The sequence below is a fragment of the Hymenobacter sedentarius genome, from assembly GCF_001507645.1.
In the GTDB taxonomy this organism is placed as follows: domain Bacteria; phylum Bacteroidota; class Bacteroidia; order Cytophagales; family Hymenobacteraceae; genus Hymenobacter; species Hymenobacter sedentarius.
Map to the genome: position 1 here is coordinate 2,918,063 of NZ_CP013909.1, position 17,395 is coordinate 2,935,457.

A 17,395-nucleotide genomic window follows, 5' to 3' on the forward strand; every position below is an offset into this window, starting at 1 on the left:
CCTTACTTTTGGGCCATGTCTCCTCAAGACTCCATCGGCGCGGCGCTGCTCGCCTCGTTTCGTCAAAACTTCCTGGCTTACAAGTCGCTGGCCGACCGCGCCCTGGCCCAAATCACCGATGCCGAGTGGTTGCACGTGCCCGCGGCCGGCAGCAACAGTGCCGCCGTTATCGTGCAGCACATGGCCGGCAACCTGCGCTCCCGCTTCACCGATTTCCTGACTACGGATGGCGAAAAGCCTACCCGCCAGCGCGATAAGGAATTCGAGGAGCCCACAAGCGCAGCCGATATTCCGGCGCTCAAATTAGAGTGGGAAGCCGCCTGGCAGGTTTTGTTCACGCTGCTCGACCAGCTGCAGCCCGACGACTTGCTGCGCACGGTCACCATTCGGGGCGAGGCCCACACCGTGCTGGCGGCGGTGCAGCGGCAGGTGAGCCACTACGCTTACCACGTGGGCCAGGTAGTGCAGCTGGCTAAAATCATTCGGGGCGAAGCCTTTCATAGCCTGAGCATTCCGCGGGGGCAGAGCGAGCAGTTCAATCAGCAAATGCCCTTCCGTGCCAACCCGCAGGGCGCTTCTCCAGTTTAGCCCGGTATGTTCGCCATTACATCGCTGCTCAACCCTGCCAATGCCAAGCGCATCAACCGCATTGTAAAGAGCCTGGAAACCCGATTCGCCCTCGACGACGTGCAGGACACGCCCGACCCGCACCTTACGTACCTGCTCATTGGCACCCGGCGCCTGAACGACCTGAAGGACATGCTCAGGGAAGTGGCGACTACTACGCCGCCTTTTTCGGCCTATACCACCGGCCTGGGCGTATTTCCGGGCGAAAACCCGGTTATCTACATTCCGGTGCTGCGCTCCAACGACCTGAACCTGCTGCACCAGCGCGTGCTCGATGTCACGGCCCCGCTCTGCCGGGCCAGCAGCACCTACGGCCCCGACCGCTGGCTCCCCCACCTCTCCCTGGCCCTGCACGACACCACGCCCGACCTGCTGGGTCCTGTGCTGGGCTACCTCAACAAGGAAACCTACAACCTGCGGCTCAACGTGAACAATCTGGCCATCCTGCGAAAAAAAGGCGACCTGTTTGTGCAGGAAGAGGTGTTCGAACTGACGGGCAAGCCGTAGGGGCAGTTATCAGTGAGCAGTTGAACAGCGTATTTAGAGCAGTTTCGGCCTTAGTGTATGCAGTAGCGCGGACTTTTAGTCCGCGAGGCCGTTGGCGCTTCTGGCTCGCGGACTAAAAGTCCGCGCTACTGTACAGCGATTCCGATACTGCTCTAATGTTCACTGATAACTGCTCACTGATAATTGAATTTTAAGCCGTAGGCGGAATCTGGGTGCCATTATCCAGCGACTGCCACAGGTATTTGCAGGCCAGCGAGCGGTAGGGGCGCCAGGCTTCGGCAATCAGGAGCATGCGCTTTTGCAGGGCACGGCCGGTTTCTTCCAGGCCGTAGAGCTTGCGCATGGCGTTCTGCACGCCCAGGTCGCCTTCCGAAAACACGTCGGGCTGGTCGAGGGCAAACATCTGCAGCATCTGAGCCGTCCAGCGGCCCACGCCCCGAATAGCGGTGAGGTGCTCCGTAAAATCCTCTTCGGAAAGGCTGGTCACGTGCTCGTAATCGAGCAGGCCGCGCTCGTTGTACTCGGCAATGGCCTTGAGGTAGCCCACTTTCTGGCGCGAGAGGCCCGCGCTGCGCATCAGGTCCTCGTCCATCTGGAGCACTTCGCGCGGCTCGGGGTAGCCCTCGGGCGGAAACAAGGCCTGGAAGCGCTTCCAGATGGCCGCCGCCGCCTTGGTCGAAATCTGCTGGCTCACGATGGCGCGTAGCAGCGCCAGGTACAAATCTTCGTGGGGCCGCGGGTGAATTTCGCGGCCCTGCGCAATAAGGCTTCCCAACACCGGGTCGGCCGTGGTTAAATGCTGAATGGCAGCTTGGTTAATCATGCAGGCAATAAAAGCAGAACGGAACTAGTAACTCAAATCTTCGGGGTGGGTGCGCACCAGCACCTTTTTTAGCACCTGGCCGGTGGGCGAAAGCCGCACGCCGGCCAGGTTGCGGCCCAGGAAAGCGCCCGTGTCGATGTAAAGCGCGTTGGTGCGGGCATCAAAGCGGGGCTTGCCATCGGTGGGGGTGTGGCCCACTACCTGCAGCTGGGGCAGCTTGAGCAGGGGGCCGCGCCGCCAGAGCAGCCCGTCGGGGTGGCCGGGGTCGAGGGCATACGGCGATTCGGACAAGCCGGCGTGGCTGACCAGCACGTTGCCGTTTTGCCACTGCAGGGGCCGCTCGGCCAGCCAGGGCAGGTGCTGGGCCAGGAGCTTGGGGCGGGCCTGGTACTGCTCCACGGTGCTGCGGCCGCCCCACTGCAGCCAGCTGGGGTAGGGGCCCTCGGGGCCAAAGTAGCGCAGCATGCCGTGCTCGTGGTTGCCCATCAGGAAGGTGGTGGTGTCCGGGTGCCGGGCGTTGAGCTGTTGGGCCAGCTCCACGGTCTCGGGCACGTGGGCGCCCCGGTCCACCAGGTCGCCCACCTGAATAAGGTGTTCGGTATCGGGCTGCCAGTGCGTGAGCAGCTCGCCAAACGTGTGGAAGCAGCCGTGCACATCGCCGATGATGAAAAGATTCATGGCCTGTGGAACGTAAGAAGTCGCCTTTTGGGTCCGCTCCCCTCCGCCCACTTCCTCTGCTTAATCCAGCTCCGGCACGGGTTTGGCGGTGCCGGTGGGCTGGCCCACGCCCAGCCAGCGTACTAGCGGCCCAATCGTAAGACCTTGCCCAATAATGGAAAACACCACCACCACGTAGGTAATGCCCACCAGCAGCTCACGCGGCATGGACTGCGGCAGGCTCAGGGCCAGCGCCACCGACAGCCCCCCGCGCAGCCCTCCCCAGGTGAGCACGGCAATGCCATGGTCGGAGGGCTTGAACGAGGGGATGAGGCGCAAAAACACCAGCGGCACCGCCACGGCCGCCCACCGCGCCAGCAGCACCACCACGATGGCCATGATGCCCGCCAGCACCGTGCGCCCCGGAATGTGCAGCACCAGCACTTCCAGGCCCATCAGCACAAACAGCATGGCGTTGAGTATTTCATCCACCAGCTCCCAGAACTTGTCCACGTAGTCCTGCGACTCGTCCGACATTACCCCGCCGCTGCGGCTGAAGTGGCCCACCAGCAAGCCGGCCACCACCATGGCCAGCGGGCCCGAGGTGTGCAGGCGGGTGGCCAGAGCCGTGCCGCCTGCCACTACCGCCAGGGTCACCAGCACCTCCACCTGGTAGTTGTCGATGGTGCGCAGCAGCCACGCCGCGCCCAGCCCCAGCGCCGTGCCGAGGGCCAGTCCGCCCACGGCCTCGCGGGCAAAGACCCCCAGCGCGTGCGTGAGCGTGACATGCTGGGAACCGAGCATGGCCACTTCCATGGTCACCACAAACAGCACCACGCCCACCCCGTCGTTGAAAAGCGACTCACCGATGACCTTGGTCTCCAAAGATTTGGAAATGTTGGCTTTGGTGAGAATGCTCAGCACCGCAATGGGGTCGGTGGGCGAAATCAGCGCCCCAAACACCAGGCAGTAAATAAACGGCGTCGGGAAACCGAAAAATGGCAGCAGCCCATACATGGCCCCGGCCACCAGCACGGTGCTCACCGGCGTGCCTATCAGGGCCAGCGCGCCCACCGGCCAGCGCAGCGTGCCCAGCCGCCGCGCATCCACGTGAATGGCCCCCGCAAAGAGCAAAAACCCCAGCATGACCTGCATCACGATGGTGCTGAAGTCGAGCCGCTTCACCAGCTGGGCCAGGTCCAGAATGGGCCGTACCCCCAGGTGCGCAAACCCCACCAGCAGCAGCGACGCGGCCAGCCCCAGCACCATCAGCCCAATGGCCGGCGGCATCCGCAGAAAGCGGTGGTTGAGGTAGGCAAAAGCCGCCGCTGTCACCAGCAGAAGCGCCAGGGCATTGTATAGGTCCATGTAGGAAACCGCAGCGAAAGGCTAAACTGCCGCCGGTACCGCGGCAAGCAGGGCCTCTTCCACGCGGCTCAGGCCGGCATCGTCCACATCGAGGTGGGTCACAAAGCGAATCCATTGCGGGCCGAAGCTGCTGGCTTTGATGCCCTGCTGCTCCAGCCCGGCCAGGAAGTCGGCCGCCGGCAGGCTGTCGTGCAGCCGGAAGATGACGAGGTTGGTTTCCGGGTTGAGCACCTCGGCCACGTAAGGCTGCTGCCGCAGCACTTCGGCCAGGCGCGCGGCGCGGCGGTGGTCATCGGCCAGGCGGTCCACGTTGTTTTCCAGCGCATAGAGGCCCGCGGCGGCAATGTAGCCGGCCTGGCGCATGCCCCCGCCCATCACCTTGCGGATGCGCTTGGTTTTCTTAATAAAGTCGGCTGAGCCCAGCAGCACCGAGCCCACCGGCGCCCCGAGGCCCTTGGACAAACACACCGAAATCGAATCAAACAGCTGCCCATAGTCCTGGCTGCGCTGCCCGGTAGCCACCAGGGCGTTGAACACGCGGGCGCCGTCGAGGTGGCGGGCCAGGCCGTGCCGCTTAGCTACCTCGCTGATGGCCGCCATGTCGTCCCAGCTGTAGCAGCTGCCGCCGCCGCGGTTGTGGGTGTTTTCGAGGCACACGAGGCGGGTGGTGGGATAGTGAATATTTTCGGGCCTAATAGCGGCTTCGACCTGGGCGGCCGTGAGGCGGCCGCGGTTGCCGGCCAGCAGCGCCACCGACGCGCCGGAGTGAAACGCAATGCCGCCCACTTCCCACAAGTACACGTGGGCCGTCTGCTCGCAAATTACTTCGCTCAGCGGCTCGGTGTGGGCTTTGATGGCAATCTGATTGGTCATCGTGCCCGACGGGCAAAACAAGCCGGCCTCGAGGCCAAAGCGGGCCGCCGCCACTTCTTCGAGGCGGCGCACGGTGGGGTCTTCCTCGTACACGTCGTCGCCGACGGGCGCGGCCGACATGGCCGCGAGCATGGCCGCCGAGGGCCTCGTCACGGTATCGGAGCGCAGGTCCACCGCGGGCAGGGTGGAGGCGTCGGTGGTCTGGGGCTGGGGGAAGAGGGGGGTACTATAAGACATAGGATAGATGGCTATGGGAGAAAGCGAAGGTAGGCTTTCGCGAACCGCATTGGCTAGCGCCGCGGCCCGGATTGGGGCAAAAATAACATTCGAAGCGGGCCCGGGGCGGCCCGCCTGAATACGCAGTAATTCAGCAAAATGCCTCATGGGCTTGCACTTTCCAAATGAAAGCGCTACTTTTGCCCTCCGTTTCGTAAGCCCCTAGACTTTAACCAATCCGGCACCATGTCCGTTACCCGCCTCAAGCGCAAGCACCGCAAAAACATTGCCCGTGCCAACAACAAGCAGCACATCATCAAGGAGCTGCTCCGCACGCCCGTTCTGAAAAACGTGGATATTGAAGAGCTGAAGTCGCGTTTCACCACCACCGGTGGCGTAGCCGGCGCCGTAGCCGCAGTGAAAAACACCGCTGCTGCTGCCGTTGACAAAGTGAAAGAAGTAGTTAGCGATGCCGTAGAATCGGTAAAAGAAGCCGTATCGACCAGCACCGATAACACCGCTGCCGACAACGCCGCCGCTTTCGACGATGCCGAAGCCGTAACCAAGCCCGTCAATGAAGACGGTCAGGAAGGCGAGCACCCCAAGCCCGAAATCGCGCTATAAGTTAGCCTGCCGTAGCCAGCAAGGCATGCTAGTCTTGTTCTAAGCGGTTTTGTCTACAAACGTGACAAGCCCCGTTGCCTGTATTGCAGGCAGTGGGGCTTGTTGTGTTATAGGCAATTGCTAAGAAAGAAAACCAGGCAAGGTTCGCCGTGCCTGCGAAAGCCAGCTCAATTTGGCGCTCGGAGCCTCAGCCGGCGCGCTTGCCCAGCTCCACGGCCTGCAGGTCGACCACCTTGCCGGCCTCAATGCCGAAGCGCAACAGCGTGCGCACCTGGTGGAACCCGTGCCGGCCCGCAGCGCCAGGGTTCAGGTGCAGCAGGCCCAGCTTCTTGTCGGGCATGACCCGCAAAATGTGCGAATGGCCGGTAATAAACAGCCCAGGCTGCGCGGCCGCGAGCAGGGGCCGGGCCGCCGGGGCGTAGTGCCCCGGGTAGCCGCCAATGTGCGTCATGAGCACGCGTAATCCCTCTACCTCAAAATTTTGCACCAACGGTTGGGTGCGGCGCACGTCCGTGCCGTCGATATTGCCGTACACGCCCCGAAAGCGCGGCGCCAAGCTCTGCAATTCGTCCACCACGCGGGCATCGCCGAAATCGCCGGCATGCCATATTTCGTCGCAGTCGCGCAAATGATGCGCTATTCGGTCGTCGAGGTAGCCGTGGGTGTCGGAAAGCAAGCCAATACGCGTCATGCCACAAATATGCGGCACACCGGCAAATCGGTACGGCCGCGTATCTTGCAGCCGTTGCCCGAGGCTTATTATTCCTTAAATTACTGACCCCGGCGCCCCCCGCTGCCCGTCTTCATCTTCTCAATTCGCATATCCCGATGAATATTTTCATCAACGACATACCGCTGGTTATCAAAAAGCTGAGCGAAAAAGTGTACAAGCACAAGTTTGACCTGATTCTGAACCCCGACGACGACTTCACGTCGAAGGACCTGGTGGGCGACGTGCTGGTGCGCGACGCCGGCCCGCTGTTCATCGACCGGCTGCTGCGCCTGATGGAGGTGAAAAAACTCAAAAAGCTCCACTCGCTGACCATGCTGGTCAAAAAGAAAAAGCATGTCATCCTGCACTTCAAAGACCAGTTCAAAATTGCCAAAGCCGGCGGTGGGCTGGTGGTAAAGGGCGACCAGGTGCTGATGATTTACCGCCTCGGTAAATGGGATTTGCCCAAGGGTAAGCTCAAGAGTGACGAGGATACCGCTGCTGGTGCTCTGCGCGAAGTGGAGGAGGAAACGAACATCAAGCTGGAGCTCGGCGAGAAGCTGCCCAGCACCTGGCACAGCTACGCCTACAAGGGCAACAAAATGCTGAAGAAGACCAACTGGTACCTCATGAAGTGCCTGGATGACACGCTGATGAAGCCCCAGACCGAGGAATACATCGAGGAAGTGCGCTGGATGTCGCCGCAGGAGGCGCTGACCAAGCTGGAGGACTCTTATGCGTCCATTGCGCTGGTAGTGCGGTACTACCTCAACAACATGGCCGGCAAGCACGCCAAGGTAAAGCCCGCAGCAGAGAAATAGCGTTATATTGCGGTCTATGCGACCGTACAACGTGCTGTTATTGGCAGCGGCAACACTGGGGATGGGGGCCTGCTCCGGTTCCCACGATGCTCCCCACGACCGCGCGGTTTCCTCGGGCGCCGCGCCGGGCCGAGCGGCCGCGGGGCTCAATGTTCCCAGCCTGCTGGCGCTGTCCATTAATGAAATAACGCAACGCATAGGGCCGGCTGGGCCGATTCCGCCTGGCTTTTCTGACCCCATGCTTATTCCGTTGCTGCAGCGGCATGAGCGGCTGGATTCCACGGCTTATTTCCAGACGCCGGGCCTGGCCCTGGTGGCCTCTTTCGACTACCACACCCGGCGGGTGAGCGACATCCTGCTGCTGGGCTCCAACGAAAACGAGCTGATGCGCCGGGCGCAACTGCACCTCGGCGCCGACCATTACCTGGTGCTGCCCGTTTTTCAGGAGAACCATCCCACCCGGCTGCTGGGGCTGCGGGTGCTGGCCATTTCCCTAAACCAGTAGGGCTTAGCCCAATTTGCTAGCCCGCCACAGGCGTCAGCGGGAAGGGTAAAAAAGCGTCCACGTTGCCGCCGAAACGGTGGATGTCGCGGATGATGGTGCTGCTGATGGCGCTCAGGGTGGGGGAGGTCAGCAGGAAAACGGTTTCCAGCCCGGGGTTTACGTGCTGGTTGCCGTAGGCAATGGGCTTTTCGTACTCAAAATCGGGGGCATTGCGCAGGCCGCGCAGCAGGTAGGTGGCACCTACTTCGCGGGCAAATTCTGCCGTGAGGCCCTTAAACGTTCGAACTGACACCCGGGGCTCGTCCCGAAACACGTCGGCAATGAGCGCCTGCATTTGCTCGACGGGCAGGTAGCGCTGCTTGCTGCTGTTGGTGCCAATGGCCACAATCACCTGATCGAACAATTCCGCGCCGCGCCGCACCACGTCGAGGTGCCCGTTGGTGAAGGGGTCGAAGGAGCCAGGAAAAAGGGCAATGCGGGACATTCTTTAGAAATGAAGAATTAATAATGAGGAATTATTGAAGAGCCGGAAAAATATTCTGCTCCCCACTTTTTCCTTTTTAGCAGAAATGCAGGCTGAATAGGTCGAAATACCGATACTCGAACACGTCGTTAAGCCGGTAGCTGTACTGCACGTTGCTGGGGCGGGAGCCAAACCGGACGTTGCGCACGTAGGTGCGCAGCAAGCTGAACACGGCGGAGTCGGGCGTCAATTCGCCCCAGATGGTGACCTCGTCCTGGTCGGGGTCGAGGCTGAGCTCCTGCATGACCAGGATGGTGTAATACACGACGTCCTCGGCGGTGGTGCAGGGAAACACGTTGCAATACTCCAGGTGCTGGCCCAGCACCACCAGCGCAAGCTCTTGCTGGCCGGGGTTGAGGTAGAGGCGGCGGGGCGCCGCGGCGCCCCGCTGGTGAACCAGGCCGGCCAGCAGCGCGCTGGTGTGGTGCAGCAGCCGGCCGGTGGCGCCGTGCGTGGCCGTTAGCCAGTCGGCCAGGGCCGCATCGGCGGCAAATATGTTCACGAGCTCCAGGCCGGGGTGGGTGGTGTGGCGCACCGTTTCGGTGGGGGCGGGGGTGTGGTGCAGTCGCAGGGCCGCCGCTTCATCGCCGGGCCGGAACAGGGGCGCCGGCAGCAGCGTGAATGCCCGGCCCGTGACGGCGAGCCGCACCGCGTTCCAGCCGCGTTGGTCCAGAAAATCGTGCTGAGCGGCCAGGGCCGGCACGCCGCCCGCGGGTAGGGCGTACTCTTCGAGGGCCACGAATTTGCGCCGCTCTACATCGACGGCGGCCACGTAGAGGCGCGAGGGGCCGGCCAGTAGGTACAGGTTGTAGGCGGCCCGGTTGGCGGGGTCAAACGTCTCGTCGCGCAAGCGCAACAGGGACGACGGCGCGGCCGCGGGGACGGAAGAAGCAGAAGCAGCGGATGCAGGCACGAATCGAAGCTAAACAGGCAATGGCCGGGGCTAAAGATAAGGCTTCGGGGAACGAGGAACGAAGAACGAGCAGCCCGGAAACAGCGGTTGGGGCCCAAATTTATAGTTGAGCTAAGCCGGGGCCTTACACAAACCGGGTTTGCGGCACAAAAATGTCGTCCAGGCTGAGCACCATGCGCAGCACGGGGTGCACCTGCGCCGGAGGTAATTGCATAAGTTGGCGGGGAGTAAACCAGCTCAATTCCGTGAGCAGCTGCTGGTCGGCGGCGTGCTCCGGGTCGTGGCCGAGCTGAGGCTGGGCACCTTCTTCGGCGTGGACCTCAAAAAACAGCTCCAGCGCCTGGAGCTTGCCGCTGCTGAATTCGTGGAGGTGCAGAAAGCGGCCCACCTGCACCGTTAAGCCGGTCTCTTCGCGAAATTCCCGCACCAGCGCTTCGCGGATGCTTTCGCCAAACTGCCAGCCGCCGCCCGGCGGCGACCAGAACGGCTTGCCCTTGGGCAGCAGGCCCCGGTGGCCGGCCAGCAGCATGGCCCCATCGCGCAGCAGCAGCCCCCCGACGCGTACCCTTACCTGACCGGAATACGCTTGAAGGAGGGCGTCGGGAGGAGGGTTTTTCGAATGGGGCATAACGTATCGGCAGGCACCACGGCGCTTCCGAAGGTGAAAGCGCAGGCACTAAGCCTAACGTTGGGCTAACGACATTGTTTGTTTGGGGCCCAAAAAGAAAGAAATGACACCGCCTAAGCCGCCCGGCGCCGCCGGGCCCGCCAGCGCCGCAACCGGCTCAGAATAAACACCAGCAGCACCACCACCAGGGCCGCCGCTACCAGCGGCAGCAGCAGCGTGAGGGCCACGCCGCCCAGGGCCAGCGTGTTTTCGGCCGTGGCCAGCACGGGGTTGCCCAGGCCGCCGGTGGTGGCGGTGGAGGCTCCCCGCAGCAGCGCGGTGCCGGTTTGCACCAGCCCGGCCGTGCCTCCGCCCACCAATATGCCCAGCGTCCAGCGCAGGGTGGGGTCGAGGTGGGGCAGGGCCGAGGTCATGAGGATGGTACCGGCGATGAAGCTGGCCGGGGTGGTAAGGGTGTCCAGCAGGTGGTCGACCACGGGGATGTAGTAACCCGCTATTTCCACCAGCGTGGCGGTAGCCAGGGTGAGCAGCGCCGCCCAGCTCCCCAGCCACGCAAACCCCGCCGCCGGCGCCAGGTAGCCGAAATGGTAGGCCAGGCTGGCCGCCAGCAGCGGCACAAACACCCGGAAGCCGCTACACGCCGCCAGCCCAAGGCCCAGCGCACCCGCCACGAGATACTGCATCGCCGGCAACTGTTCCATGGCTTTAGAAGGCTAAAATGGGAGGAGAAAGTACGGGCCAGAACCCAGCCAGTACCTTTGGGCGACTAAACCGCTATGGGCCCTGCCGCACCTTAAAAGCAGCTTCAAAGCACTAAGAAGTTATAAGCCCGAACAGAAAGTACAAACCGGTACAAAGGCTGTGGGAGGTAATTGCCTGCGGCTATCCTTTGAGCAAACATAAACGATTCCAGTGTCTTCAAACCAACAACTCAGCAATACCATACCGGCCGCTCCTGAAGCCGCTGATGACTTAGTCGCGCGCATTCGCCGGAAGCTCGTGCGCCAGAATTTCATGCACCTGGTGGGGGCCGACTTGACGGTGATAACTCCCGGCCGGGTGGAGGCCGAGCTGACCATGGGCACGCAACACCTGCAGCAGCGCGGCTTTGCCCACGGCGGCCTCACCGCCACCATGGCCGATTTGGTGGCCGGGTTTGCCGCTGTCACGCTCGTGCCCGACAACTTTGGCGTGGTGACTTCCGATTTGAAAATTTCCTACTTCAACCCCGGCGTTGGGCAGAAAATAAAAGCCATCGGGTGGGTGCTGAAAGCCGGGCGGCGGCTGCATTTCTGCGAGGCGGAAGTGTGGTGCGACGACGTGCTGATTGCCAAAGCCAGCGCGACCATGGCGGTAATTGAGCCAAACTAAGTTTGCCAAACAGCGGCCCTCCAGCGGACGATTGTGCGGCTATTGTTGTTGAGGAAATGAGCCCGGATTGAGCCAATCCCGTGGCGTTGCCTTCAAATCTGAGCCCTGGATTTGAAGCTTAAGAAATACCCATGTTAAAACTTCGAACCCCCTCCGTTCGCGACTACTTCCCTTACGAGCCCACCGACGACCAGGCCCTGCTGTTCACGCAGCTCGACGCGTTTTTGCGCGACGACCTGCCGGGCCGCAAGGTGTTTGTGCTGCGCGGCTACGCCGGTACGGGCAAAACCACAGTGGTGAGTGCCCTGGTGCAGTGGCTGCACAAGCTGCAGCGCAAGTACACCCTGATGGCGCCCACCGGCCGGGCCGCCAAGGTGATGTCTGGCTACGCGGGTGTGCCGGCCAGCACCATCCACAAGAAAATCTACCGCCAGACCTCCGGCGCGCCCAGCGAGCGGCTCAACTTCCAGCGCCAGCCCAACCGCGTGGAGCAAACGCTCTACATCGTGGACGAGGCCTCGATGATTTCGGACGAGAAAGCCTTCGGCGAAAGTGGCCTGCTCGATGACTTGATGGGTTTTGTGTTCGAGAAAACGAGCAACAAGCTGCTGCTCATTGGCGATACGGCGCAGCTGCCGCCGGTGGGCCAGCTCCTGAGCCCGGCCCTGGACCCGGAGCTGCTGGTCCACCGCTTCCGGGCCACGGTGGGCAGCGTGGAACTGCGCCAGGTGATGCGCCAGGCCCAGGAATCGGGCATATTGGTGAATGCCACCGAGCTGCGCGAAGAACTGCGCGAGGAGGTGCCCAACATTCAGCTGCACACTAAGGGCTTTCGCGACATCTTTAAGATGGGCGGCGATAAGCTGGAGGACGGCCTGCGCTGGGCGTACCGCAATTTTGGCCACGAAAACACGACCATTATCTGCCGCTCCAACCGCAACGCCAACCAGTACAACCAGCTCATTCGGCGGGCCTTGTTTGATGCCGAGGAGGAGATAGAAGGCGGCGACTACCTGATGGTGGTGCGCAACAACTATTTCTGGCTGCCCAAGGACTCGGAAATCGGCTTTCTGGCCAACGGCGACTTCCTGCAAATCAGCAAAATCATCCGCCGCGAGGAGATGTACGGCTTCCATTTTGCCCAGGCCCAGGTGCGCCTCGTGGACTACCCCGACGAGCCCGAAATCGAAGTAAAGCTGCTCCTGGATACGCTGCACACCGAAAGCCCCGCGCTGCCTTCCGACCGCAACAATGCCCTGTACATGGCCGTGAGCGAGGATTACGCCCACCTCAAAACCAAGGCCGAGCGCTACAAGGAAATGCGCAAAGACCCGTACCTGAACGCCTTGCAAATCAAGTTTGCCTACGCCCTCACGTGCCACAAGGCGCAGGGCGGGCAGTGGCAGGCCGTCTTTGTCGACCACGGCTTTCTGAAGCCCGACGAGCCGCTGGCGGGCGAGTTTGCCCGGTGGCTGTACACGGCCATCACGCGCGCCTCGGAACGGCTGTTTCTGCTCAATTTCCAGCAGAAGCTAATCGGCGACGCGGTAGAGGAAGAATAGGGGAGCGGGCCAATTGCAGCGCCCTACTTGCCAGAAATGCCCGGACAACTGACAGATTGACAACCCGGTGCAGGGTGGTGCTGGAAGTATGGGACTGAATTCGCAGCCCATTCTCACGCAATTTCTCAGGCGCTCAGCTCAGGTTTTTGAGGCGCGGCAGTAAGCCAGTTATCGCGGTGGAGCTTGCGTGCGCCGGCACGCTGAAAATCAACACGAACGCCGGTGAAAGCATTGAGCTTTGCGGAGAGCCACGAGGCCCGTATGGTGCAAACAAGTGGCGCGGGCAGCGGGTAAATTGCTGCAACTTATTTCGGGAGAAAGTTGTGTCAAGCTGCTTACGGTAAATATATTACAGCATAATATCTGAGTTGAAATATTAACTTCATTGTTTCTTCAGAGCTATGCGGTTAGTTTGGTCAGAAATTTGCCAGTCGACCCGAAAGAAGTAAATTTGTTCGATACCGATTTCCCCTGTCTCCCCTCTCCAAATCATATAAAATCCCGTACCATGAAAAAAACCTTGCTCCTCGCCCTGAGCCTGACGGCCGCTGCTTACACCGCGCAGGCCCAAGCCACTGCGCCGGCCACCAAAGCGGTGGGCCCGGTAGCAGGTCCCGCCATTACGTTTGAAGAGTCGAAGTATGACTTCGGTTCCGTGGTACAAGGCGGCACCGTTGACCACACCTTCAAGTTCAAAAACACGGGCACCGCGCCCCTCGTTATTTCGAACATCGGCGTGAGCTGCGGCTGCACCACCCCCGAGTGGACCAAAGTGCCCGTACTGCCCGGCAAAACCGGTTCGATTACGGCTCACTTCAACTCGACCGGCAAAATGGGCATGCAGAACAAGGTGCTGACCATTGAGTCGAACGCCGCTGCCGGCAGCACCACCGTTTCGCTGGTAGGCGAGGTGAAGGAAGCCCCGGCTACCGCCAACGCCGCTACGACGGCCGCCAGCTCGACTGCCGCTCCGGTTGCCACCGACGTTAAAAAAGTAAAAGAGAAAACCACCTCCAGCAAAGTAAAAGCTAAGGTGAAGTAAGCAGCCCCAATGGCTGACTCATAAAAAAGGCTGTCCGCGCAAGCAGACAGCCTTTTTGTTATTTGGGGTTCGGTGTTTAGCTCAACTTAAGCGCAAGCGAGGCCAAGGGCGTTCAGCCGCGCCTATTATCCTGCTGAGCTACAGCTTCCGCAGGGCCAGTATCACGCTCAGCCAACCGGCCAGCAGCAGCAAGCCGCCGATTGGCGCCACGGCCCCCAGCTTGGTAATGCCCGTGAAACACAGCGCGTACAGCGAGCCGCTGAACACAACGATGCCGCCCAGCCACAGCCAGCCTGTAGTGCCCAGGGCCTGCATGTCGGGGCGCAGCGCCCACAGCACGCCTATGGCCAAAAGCGCCAGCACGTGGTAAAACTGATAGCGCACCGCGGTTTCGAAGGTGTCGAGGCGGCCGGCTTTCACCAGCGTATCGTGCAGGGCGTGGGCCCCGAAGGCCCCGATAGCCACGCCGAGCCCGCCGAGCAGGGCCGCGAGTTGAAGCAAAAGACGAGCAGTCATATAGAAGGGTGAAGGGGTAAATAAGAGCAGCGGCCGCGAAGGTACGGCCCGGCCGTGCTCAGATTTGGCGTTTAAGCTTCACCGTGGCGGTATGCAGGTTGCCGTCGGGCCGGCGCAGCACCAGCAGCAAGGCGCGGCCATCTTCGGAGTGCAGCATGCGGTCGAGCTGGGTGAGGCTAAACACGTTGGCGGGGATTAAGTTGATGCTCAGCAGCTCATCGTCGACGGCGAGGCCGGCATCGGAAGCCGGCGAGTTGGGCATCACGCGCAGCACCAGGTAGCGGCGGTAGTCAGGGCCGGTGGCCAGCAGCTCCACGCCGCACATGTCGTGCTCAAACGGGTCCCTGAAGGTGTTGTTGGGGCGGAGCAGCAGGCGTTCGTGCGGGTAGTCAACAACCAGCGAAAACCGCTTCAGCAGCTCGTAGCCGATGTTGCCGTTGCGGGGCACCTCCACGCGCCGGTGCACGTCGGCCGCGTTGGGAAAAGATGTGAGCACCGACCGCAGGGTGTAGCGGCCCAGCTCAATCTTGGCCACCCGGCCCAGGTAGCCCTGCACCAGGCCCGTGAGGCCCCGCCCCAGGTCGGCCGACAGGCGCTGGGGCGGCAGCTTGAGGCGCGGGTCCGAATCCAGCTCAATGGAGAGGGCGTGGCTGGCGCCGGTATCGAGCACGAGCTTGAGGGGAAGCGTGAGCGAATCGGAGACCTGCACCGGCGTCGTGATGTAGGCTTTGTTGTTTTGGATGCTCAGCGGGATGCTGGTCCACTGCTTGCCCTTGGGGGCCTTGTACGCGGCCGGGGCGCTCAGCACGATTTCGCCAGCTTCGGGCTGGAGCGTGACCACAAAGCTGCGGAACAGCTCCGACCCCAGGATGCCGTGTATGGGCACGCCCACGTAGCCCGAGAGGTTTAGCACGTCTTCGGACAGGACCAGCCAGGTCATGTGGGCCGCTACTATTTTGGGCAGCTCCACCCGCACGCTGTCCGTCTGGTAGGCCAGCAGCCCCGAATCCATGCCGCCCGCGCCCATTACCCGAAACTGCTGGCCGTGGCGCAGCTTCAGCGAATCGGCCAGCTCGGCCGATGTGATGATGGACATGCTGACCCCGGTGTCGAGCAAAAAATTATACGGCCCGGCATGGTTGAGCGTGGCTTTCACAATGAGCAGGTTGCGCTGCAGAAAAACGGGCGCCCGCGATTTTTTGCGCTTGGCTCGGGTAAAAGCGAAGGGCGAGCTAGGGCTTTGGGGTGCGGCCGAAGATGGGAGCTGGGCATGCGCAGAGCCGCCGGTTTCCCAGCAAAAGCTCAGGAAAACCAGCAAACACATAAAGCGCGATATATGCATGGCTAGGAGGCGTGACCGGACCGGTAAAGTAAGCGAAAAGAGTCGCCATTGTGCATGGGGCCGCACACTTTCCCGCCGCACCTGCTAGGCAGTGCTAAGCCGGCGCCGGGCCGCTACGCCGGCAGCTCCCAGACCCCGGCCGGGTCGTAGCGCAGCGCGCCGGCTTCGATGCGCAGCGGGGCCGCCAGGTTGTTGTGGTACAGCTGGCCCGTGCCCAGGCCCTGCGCAAACCCGTGCACCTCGTACTCGCCCGTGAGCTGGGCCACGGCGTTTAGCCCAACGTTAGACTCCAGCGCCGACGTCATCCACCAGCCAATGCCCCGGGCCTGGGCCAGCGCAATCCAGCAGCGGGTAGCGGCGTGCCCGCCCAGCAGCGTGGGCTTGAGCACGATGTAGGCGGGTCGCACTTCGTCGAGCAGCGCCGCCTGCCGGGCCGGGTCCGTCACGCCAATTAGCTCTTCATCCAGCGCAATGGGCACCGGCGACGTGCGGCACAGCTCCGCCAGGACCGGCCCCTGGCCTGCGGCAAGGGGCTGCTCGATGGAATGCACCCCGAAGGCCGCCAGCTGCTCCAGCCTGGCCGGGGCGTCGGCGGGGGCGAAGGCGCCGTTCGCGTCCACGCGCAGCGTGAGCTGCTCGGGGCCGGCCACGGCCCGAATCTCGGCGAGCAGCGCCAGCTCGGTTGCAAAATCCAGGCTGCCAATTTTCAGCTTTAGGCAGGAGTACCCGGCGGCCAGCTTCTGCCGAATCTGCTCGCGCATAAACGGGGCGTCGCCCATCCACACCAGGCCGTTGATCGGCAACGCGGCCTGGCCCCGGCTGAAGGCATTGGCGTAGAGCTGCCGCTGCCCCCCGCGGGCCAGGTCCAGGGCCGCTGTTTCCAGGGCAAATACCAGGGAGGGGAGCCCCGGACCCACAAATGCCGAAGCATCGGCCGCCGTGAAGGTGGCAAATGCTTCGGCATTGAAGCGCTCACAAAGTTGAGCTACTGAGGCAGGAAATGTGGGGACGTAGTCAGGGCTGAGGCCGGCCAGTGGCGCGGCCTCGCCCAGCCCAACGGTGGTAGGTTCGGCGGTGTGGGCCAGGTACAGGTACCAGGCCACGTGTTCCGCCAAAGCCCCACGGGAGGTGCGGGCCGGGAAGTTGAAGCGCAGCGGGCGCCGTGAAAAGCTAAGTCGAAGCATGCCGCAAAGATGCGGGGCCTGCTTCGACTTAGCTCGGGTTTCACTTGTTGGCGTTCGCCGAGGCGGCCGTCTTGCCCCGACGGCTTACCAGGCCGCCTTTGCGGCCGGCGTCGCGGGCCTCTTCGGCAGAAAAGCGGTGGCCGCGGCCACTGGCGTGGGAGGCCTTGCCGCCTTCGCTGGCGATGCGGCGCTGGGTCTCGGGGCTCATGGCAGCAAAGCCCCGGCGGCTTTTTGTGCCCACACGATTAGCAGGGCGGGTGGACGATTTGGCGGCCGCGGCCGCCGTGTTGGCGATGTTCGAAACTGAAGAGGCCATAGGAATAATGAAAGGAGGTTAAGTATGATACAAGTGTAGGGCTCTTAGTCGAGACTACCACCCTTTTACCCCGGTATTTTTGTGATTTACCCAGAAAATAAGTGTAAATACCAATTTATGCTGACGAGCTTCTACGTACTTATCAGCTCATCTGCGTGTTTATTTGTCGAGCTTCGGCAAATCGCGCCGAAGCCTCCCCGAGCGCCCGCCGCAACCCGAAGCCTACTAATGCGGTTAGTGAGCTGATGGCGGTTTTTTGCCATTC

Annotated in this window: 21 protein-coding genes; 8 read left to right on the forward strand and 13 right to left on the reverse strand. The window is 62.2% G+C overall.

Annotated features, from left to right (window positions below; all coding sequences use genetic code 11):
• Nucleotides 1-15: 15 nt before the first annotated feature.
• Together AUC43_RS12005 and AUC43_RS12010 are read left to right on the forward strand one after the other, a co-directional pair.
• On the forward strand, nucleotides 16-588 hold the full coding sequence (locus AUC43_RS12005) for a DUF1572 family protein (protein ID WP_068193690.1): 573 nt from the start codon (nucleotides 16-18) through the stop codon (nucleotides 586-588).
• 6 nt (nucleotides 589-594) lie between these two features.
• A complete protein-coding gene (locus tag AUC43_RS12010) occupies nucleotides 595-1,134 on the forward strand; it encodes a 2'-5' RNA ligase family protein (RefSeq protein ID WP_068193692.1) in 540 nt (179 codons plus the stop codon).
• Between the two features lie 190 nt (nucleotides 1,135-1,324).
• On the opposite strand, the gene AUC43_RS12015 is transcribed toward AUC43_RS12010, so the two are convergent.
• The 4 genes from AUC43_RS12015 to ltaE are packed head-to-tail and all read right to left on the reverse strand — an operon-like array spanning nucleotide 1,325 to nucleotide 5,092.
• Nucleotides 1,325-1,957 (reverse strand): DNA-3-methyladenine glycosylase family protein, encoded by a 633-nt coding sequence (locus tag AUC43_RS12015; RefSeq protein WP_068193695.1) that lies wholly within the window; start codon nucleotides 1,955-1,957, stop codon nucleotides 1,325-1,327.
• Nucleotides 1,958-1,981: 24 nt separating this feature from the next.
• Nucleotides 1,982-2,635, reverse strand: coding sequence for a metallophosphoesterase (locus tag AUC43_RS12020; protein WP_068193699.1), 654 nt, complete (start codon nucleotides 2,633-2,635; stop codon nucleotides 1,982-1,984).
• 60 nt (nucleotides 2,636-2,695) lie between these two features.
• Nucleotides 2,696-3,982: a cation:proton antiporter gene (locus tag AUC43_RS12025; protein ID WP_068193702.1), complete on the reverse strand. Its 1,287-nt coding sequence runs from the start codon at nucleotides 3,980-3,982 to the stop codon at nucleotides 2,696-2,698.
• Between the two features lie 21 nt (nucleotides 3,983-4,003).
• Complete coding sequence (gene ltaE / locus AUC43_RS12030; protein ID WP_071885897.1) at nucleotides 4,004-5,092, reverse strand: low-specificity L-threonine aldolase; 1,089 nt, start codon at nucleotides 5,090-5,092, stop codon at nucleotides 4,004-4,006.
• A 225-nt stretch (nucleotides 5,093-5,317) separates the two neighbouring features.
• Here ltaE and AUC43_RS12035 point away from each other — a divergent pair, with 225 nt between their 5' ends.
• The gene (locus AUC43_RS12035; RefSeq protein WP_068193704.1) at nucleotides 5,318-5,695 is read left to right on the forward strand and encodes a hypothetical protein; all 378 of its coding nucleotides are present in this window, start codon (nucleotides 5,318-5,320) and stop codon (nucleotides 5,693-5,695) included.
• A 187-nt stretch (nucleotides 5,696-5,882) separates the two neighbouring features.
• Here the strand turns inward: AUC43_RS12035 and AUC43_RS12040 are convergent, their stop codons facing one another.
• A complete protein-coding gene (locus AUC43_RS12040; RefSeq protein WP_068193708.1) occupies nucleotides 5,883-6,386 on the reverse strand; it encodes a metallophosphoesterase family protein in 504 nt (167 codons plus the stop codon).
• A gap of 137 nt (nucleotides 6,387-6,523) precedes the next feature.
• Between AUC43_RS12040 and AUC43_RS12045 the strand changes: the two genes are divergently transcribed.
• On the forward strand, nucleotides 6,524-7,228 hold the full coding sequence (locus AUC43_RS12045; RefSeq protein ID WP_068193711.1) for an NUDIX hydrolase: 705 nt from the start codon (nucleotides 6,524-6,526) through the stop codon (nucleotides 7,226-7,228).
• A gap of 238 nt (nucleotides 7,229-7,466) precedes the next feature.
• Nucleotides 7,467-7,733: a hypothetical protein gene (locus AUC43_RS12050; RefSeq protein ID WP_068193714.1), complete on the forward strand. Its 267-nt coding sequence runs from the start codon at nucleotides 7,467-7,469 to the stop codon at nucleotides 7,731-7,733.
• Between the two features lie 16 nt (nucleotides 7,734-7,749).
• Here the strand turns inward: AUC43_RS12050 and coaD are convergent, their stop codons facing one another.
• The 4 genes from coaD to AUC43_RS12070 form a co-directional block, all read right to left on the reverse strand.
• Nucleotides 7,750-8,217, reverse strand: coding sequence for a pantetheine-phosphate adenylyltransferase (coaD, locus tag AUC43_RS12055; protein ID WP_068193718.1), 468 nt, complete (start codon nucleotides 8,215-8,217; stop codon nucleotides 7,750-7,752).
• Nucleotides 8,218-8,293: 76 nt separating this feature from the next.
• Nucleotides 8,294-9,169, reverse strand: coding sequence for a DUF3822 family protein (locus AUC43_RS12060; protein ID WP_082685064.1), 876 nt, complete (start codon nucleotides 9,167-9,169; stop codon nucleotides 8,294-8,296).
• A gap of 124 nt (nucleotides 9,170-9,293) precedes the next feature.
• Nucleotides 9,294-9,797: an NUDIX domain-containing protein gene (locus AUC43_RS12065; RefSeq protein ID WP_071885898.1), complete on the reverse strand. Its 504-nt coding sequence runs from the start codon at nucleotides 9,795-9,797 to the stop codon at nucleotides 9,294-9,296.
• Nucleotides 9,798-9,910: 113 nt separating this feature from the next.
• Entirely contained in the window at nucleotides 9,911-10,498 is a 588-nt protein-coding gene (locus AUC43_RS12070) for a DUF4126 domain-containing protein (protein ID WP_233253998.1), read from the reverse strand.
• 211 nt (nucleotides 10,499-10,709) lie between these two features.
• Between AUC43_RS12070 and AUC43_RS12075 the strand changes: the two genes are divergently transcribed.
• The 3 genes from AUC43_RS12075 (at nucleotide 10,710) to AUC43_RS12085 (ending at nucleotide 13,772) form a co-directional block, all read left to right on the forward strand.
• Nucleotides 10,710-11,168 carry a PaaI family thioesterase gene (locus AUC43_RS12075; protein WP_233253999.1) on the forward strand — a complete coding sequence of 153 codons (459 nt, stop codon included), beginning with the start codon at nucleotides 10,710-10,712 and terminating at the stop codon, nucleotides 11,166-11,168.
• Nucleotides 11,169-11,299: 131 nt separating this feature from the next.
• A complete protein-coding gene (locus AUC43_RS12080) occupies nucleotides 11,300-12,730 on the forward strand; it encodes an ATP-dependent DNA helicase (protein WP_068193731.1) in 1,431 nt (476 codons plus the stop codon).
• 508 nt (nucleotides 12,731-13,238) lie between these two features.
• The gene (locus AUC43_RS12085) at nucleotides 13,239-13,772 is read left to right on the forward strand and encodes a DUF1573 domain-containing protein (RefSeq protein WP_071885899.1); all 534 of its coding nucleotides are present in this window, start codon (nucleotides 13,239-13,241) and stop codon (nucleotides 13,770-13,772) included.
• Between the two features lie 138 nt (nucleotides 13,773-13,910).
• Here AUC43_RS12085 and AUC43_RS12090 read toward each other — a convergent pair whose 3' ends face one another.
• The 4 genes from AUC43_RS12090 to AUC43_RS20435 form a co-directional block, all read right to left on the reverse strand.
• Nucleotides 13,911-14,288 (reverse strand): DUF423 domain-containing protein, encoded by a 378-nt coding sequence (locus AUC43_RS12090; protein ID WP_068193734.1) that lies wholly within the window; start codon nucleotides 14,286-14,288, stop codon nucleotides 13,911-13,913.
• A gap of 58 nt (nucleotides 14,289-14,346) precedes the next feature.
• On the reverse strand, nucleotides 14,347-15,630 hold the full coding sequence (locus AUC43_RS12095) for an aspartyl protease family protein (RefSeq protein ID WP_082685065.1): 1,284 nt from the start codon (nucleotides 15,628-15,630) through the stop codon (nucleotides 14,347-14,349).
• Nucleotides 15,631-15,743: 113 nt separating this feature from the next.
• Nucleotides 15,744-16,814, reverse strand: coding sequence for an o-succinylbenzoate synthase (locus AUC43_RS12100; RefSeq protein WP_068193741.1), 1,071 nt, complete (start codon nucleotides 16,812-16,814; stop codon nucleotides 15,744-15,746).
• A gap of 40 nt (nucleotides 16,815-16,854) precedes the next feature.
• Nucleotides 16,855-17,130 carry a KGG domain-containing protein gene (locus AUC43_RS20435; protein ID WP_068193744.1) on the reverse strand — a complete coding sequence of 92 codons (276 nt, stop codon included), beginning with the start codon at nucleotides 17,128-17,130 and terminating at the stop codon, nucleotides 16,855-16,857.
• Between the last annotated feature and the right edge of the window lie 265 nt (nucleotides 17,131-17,395).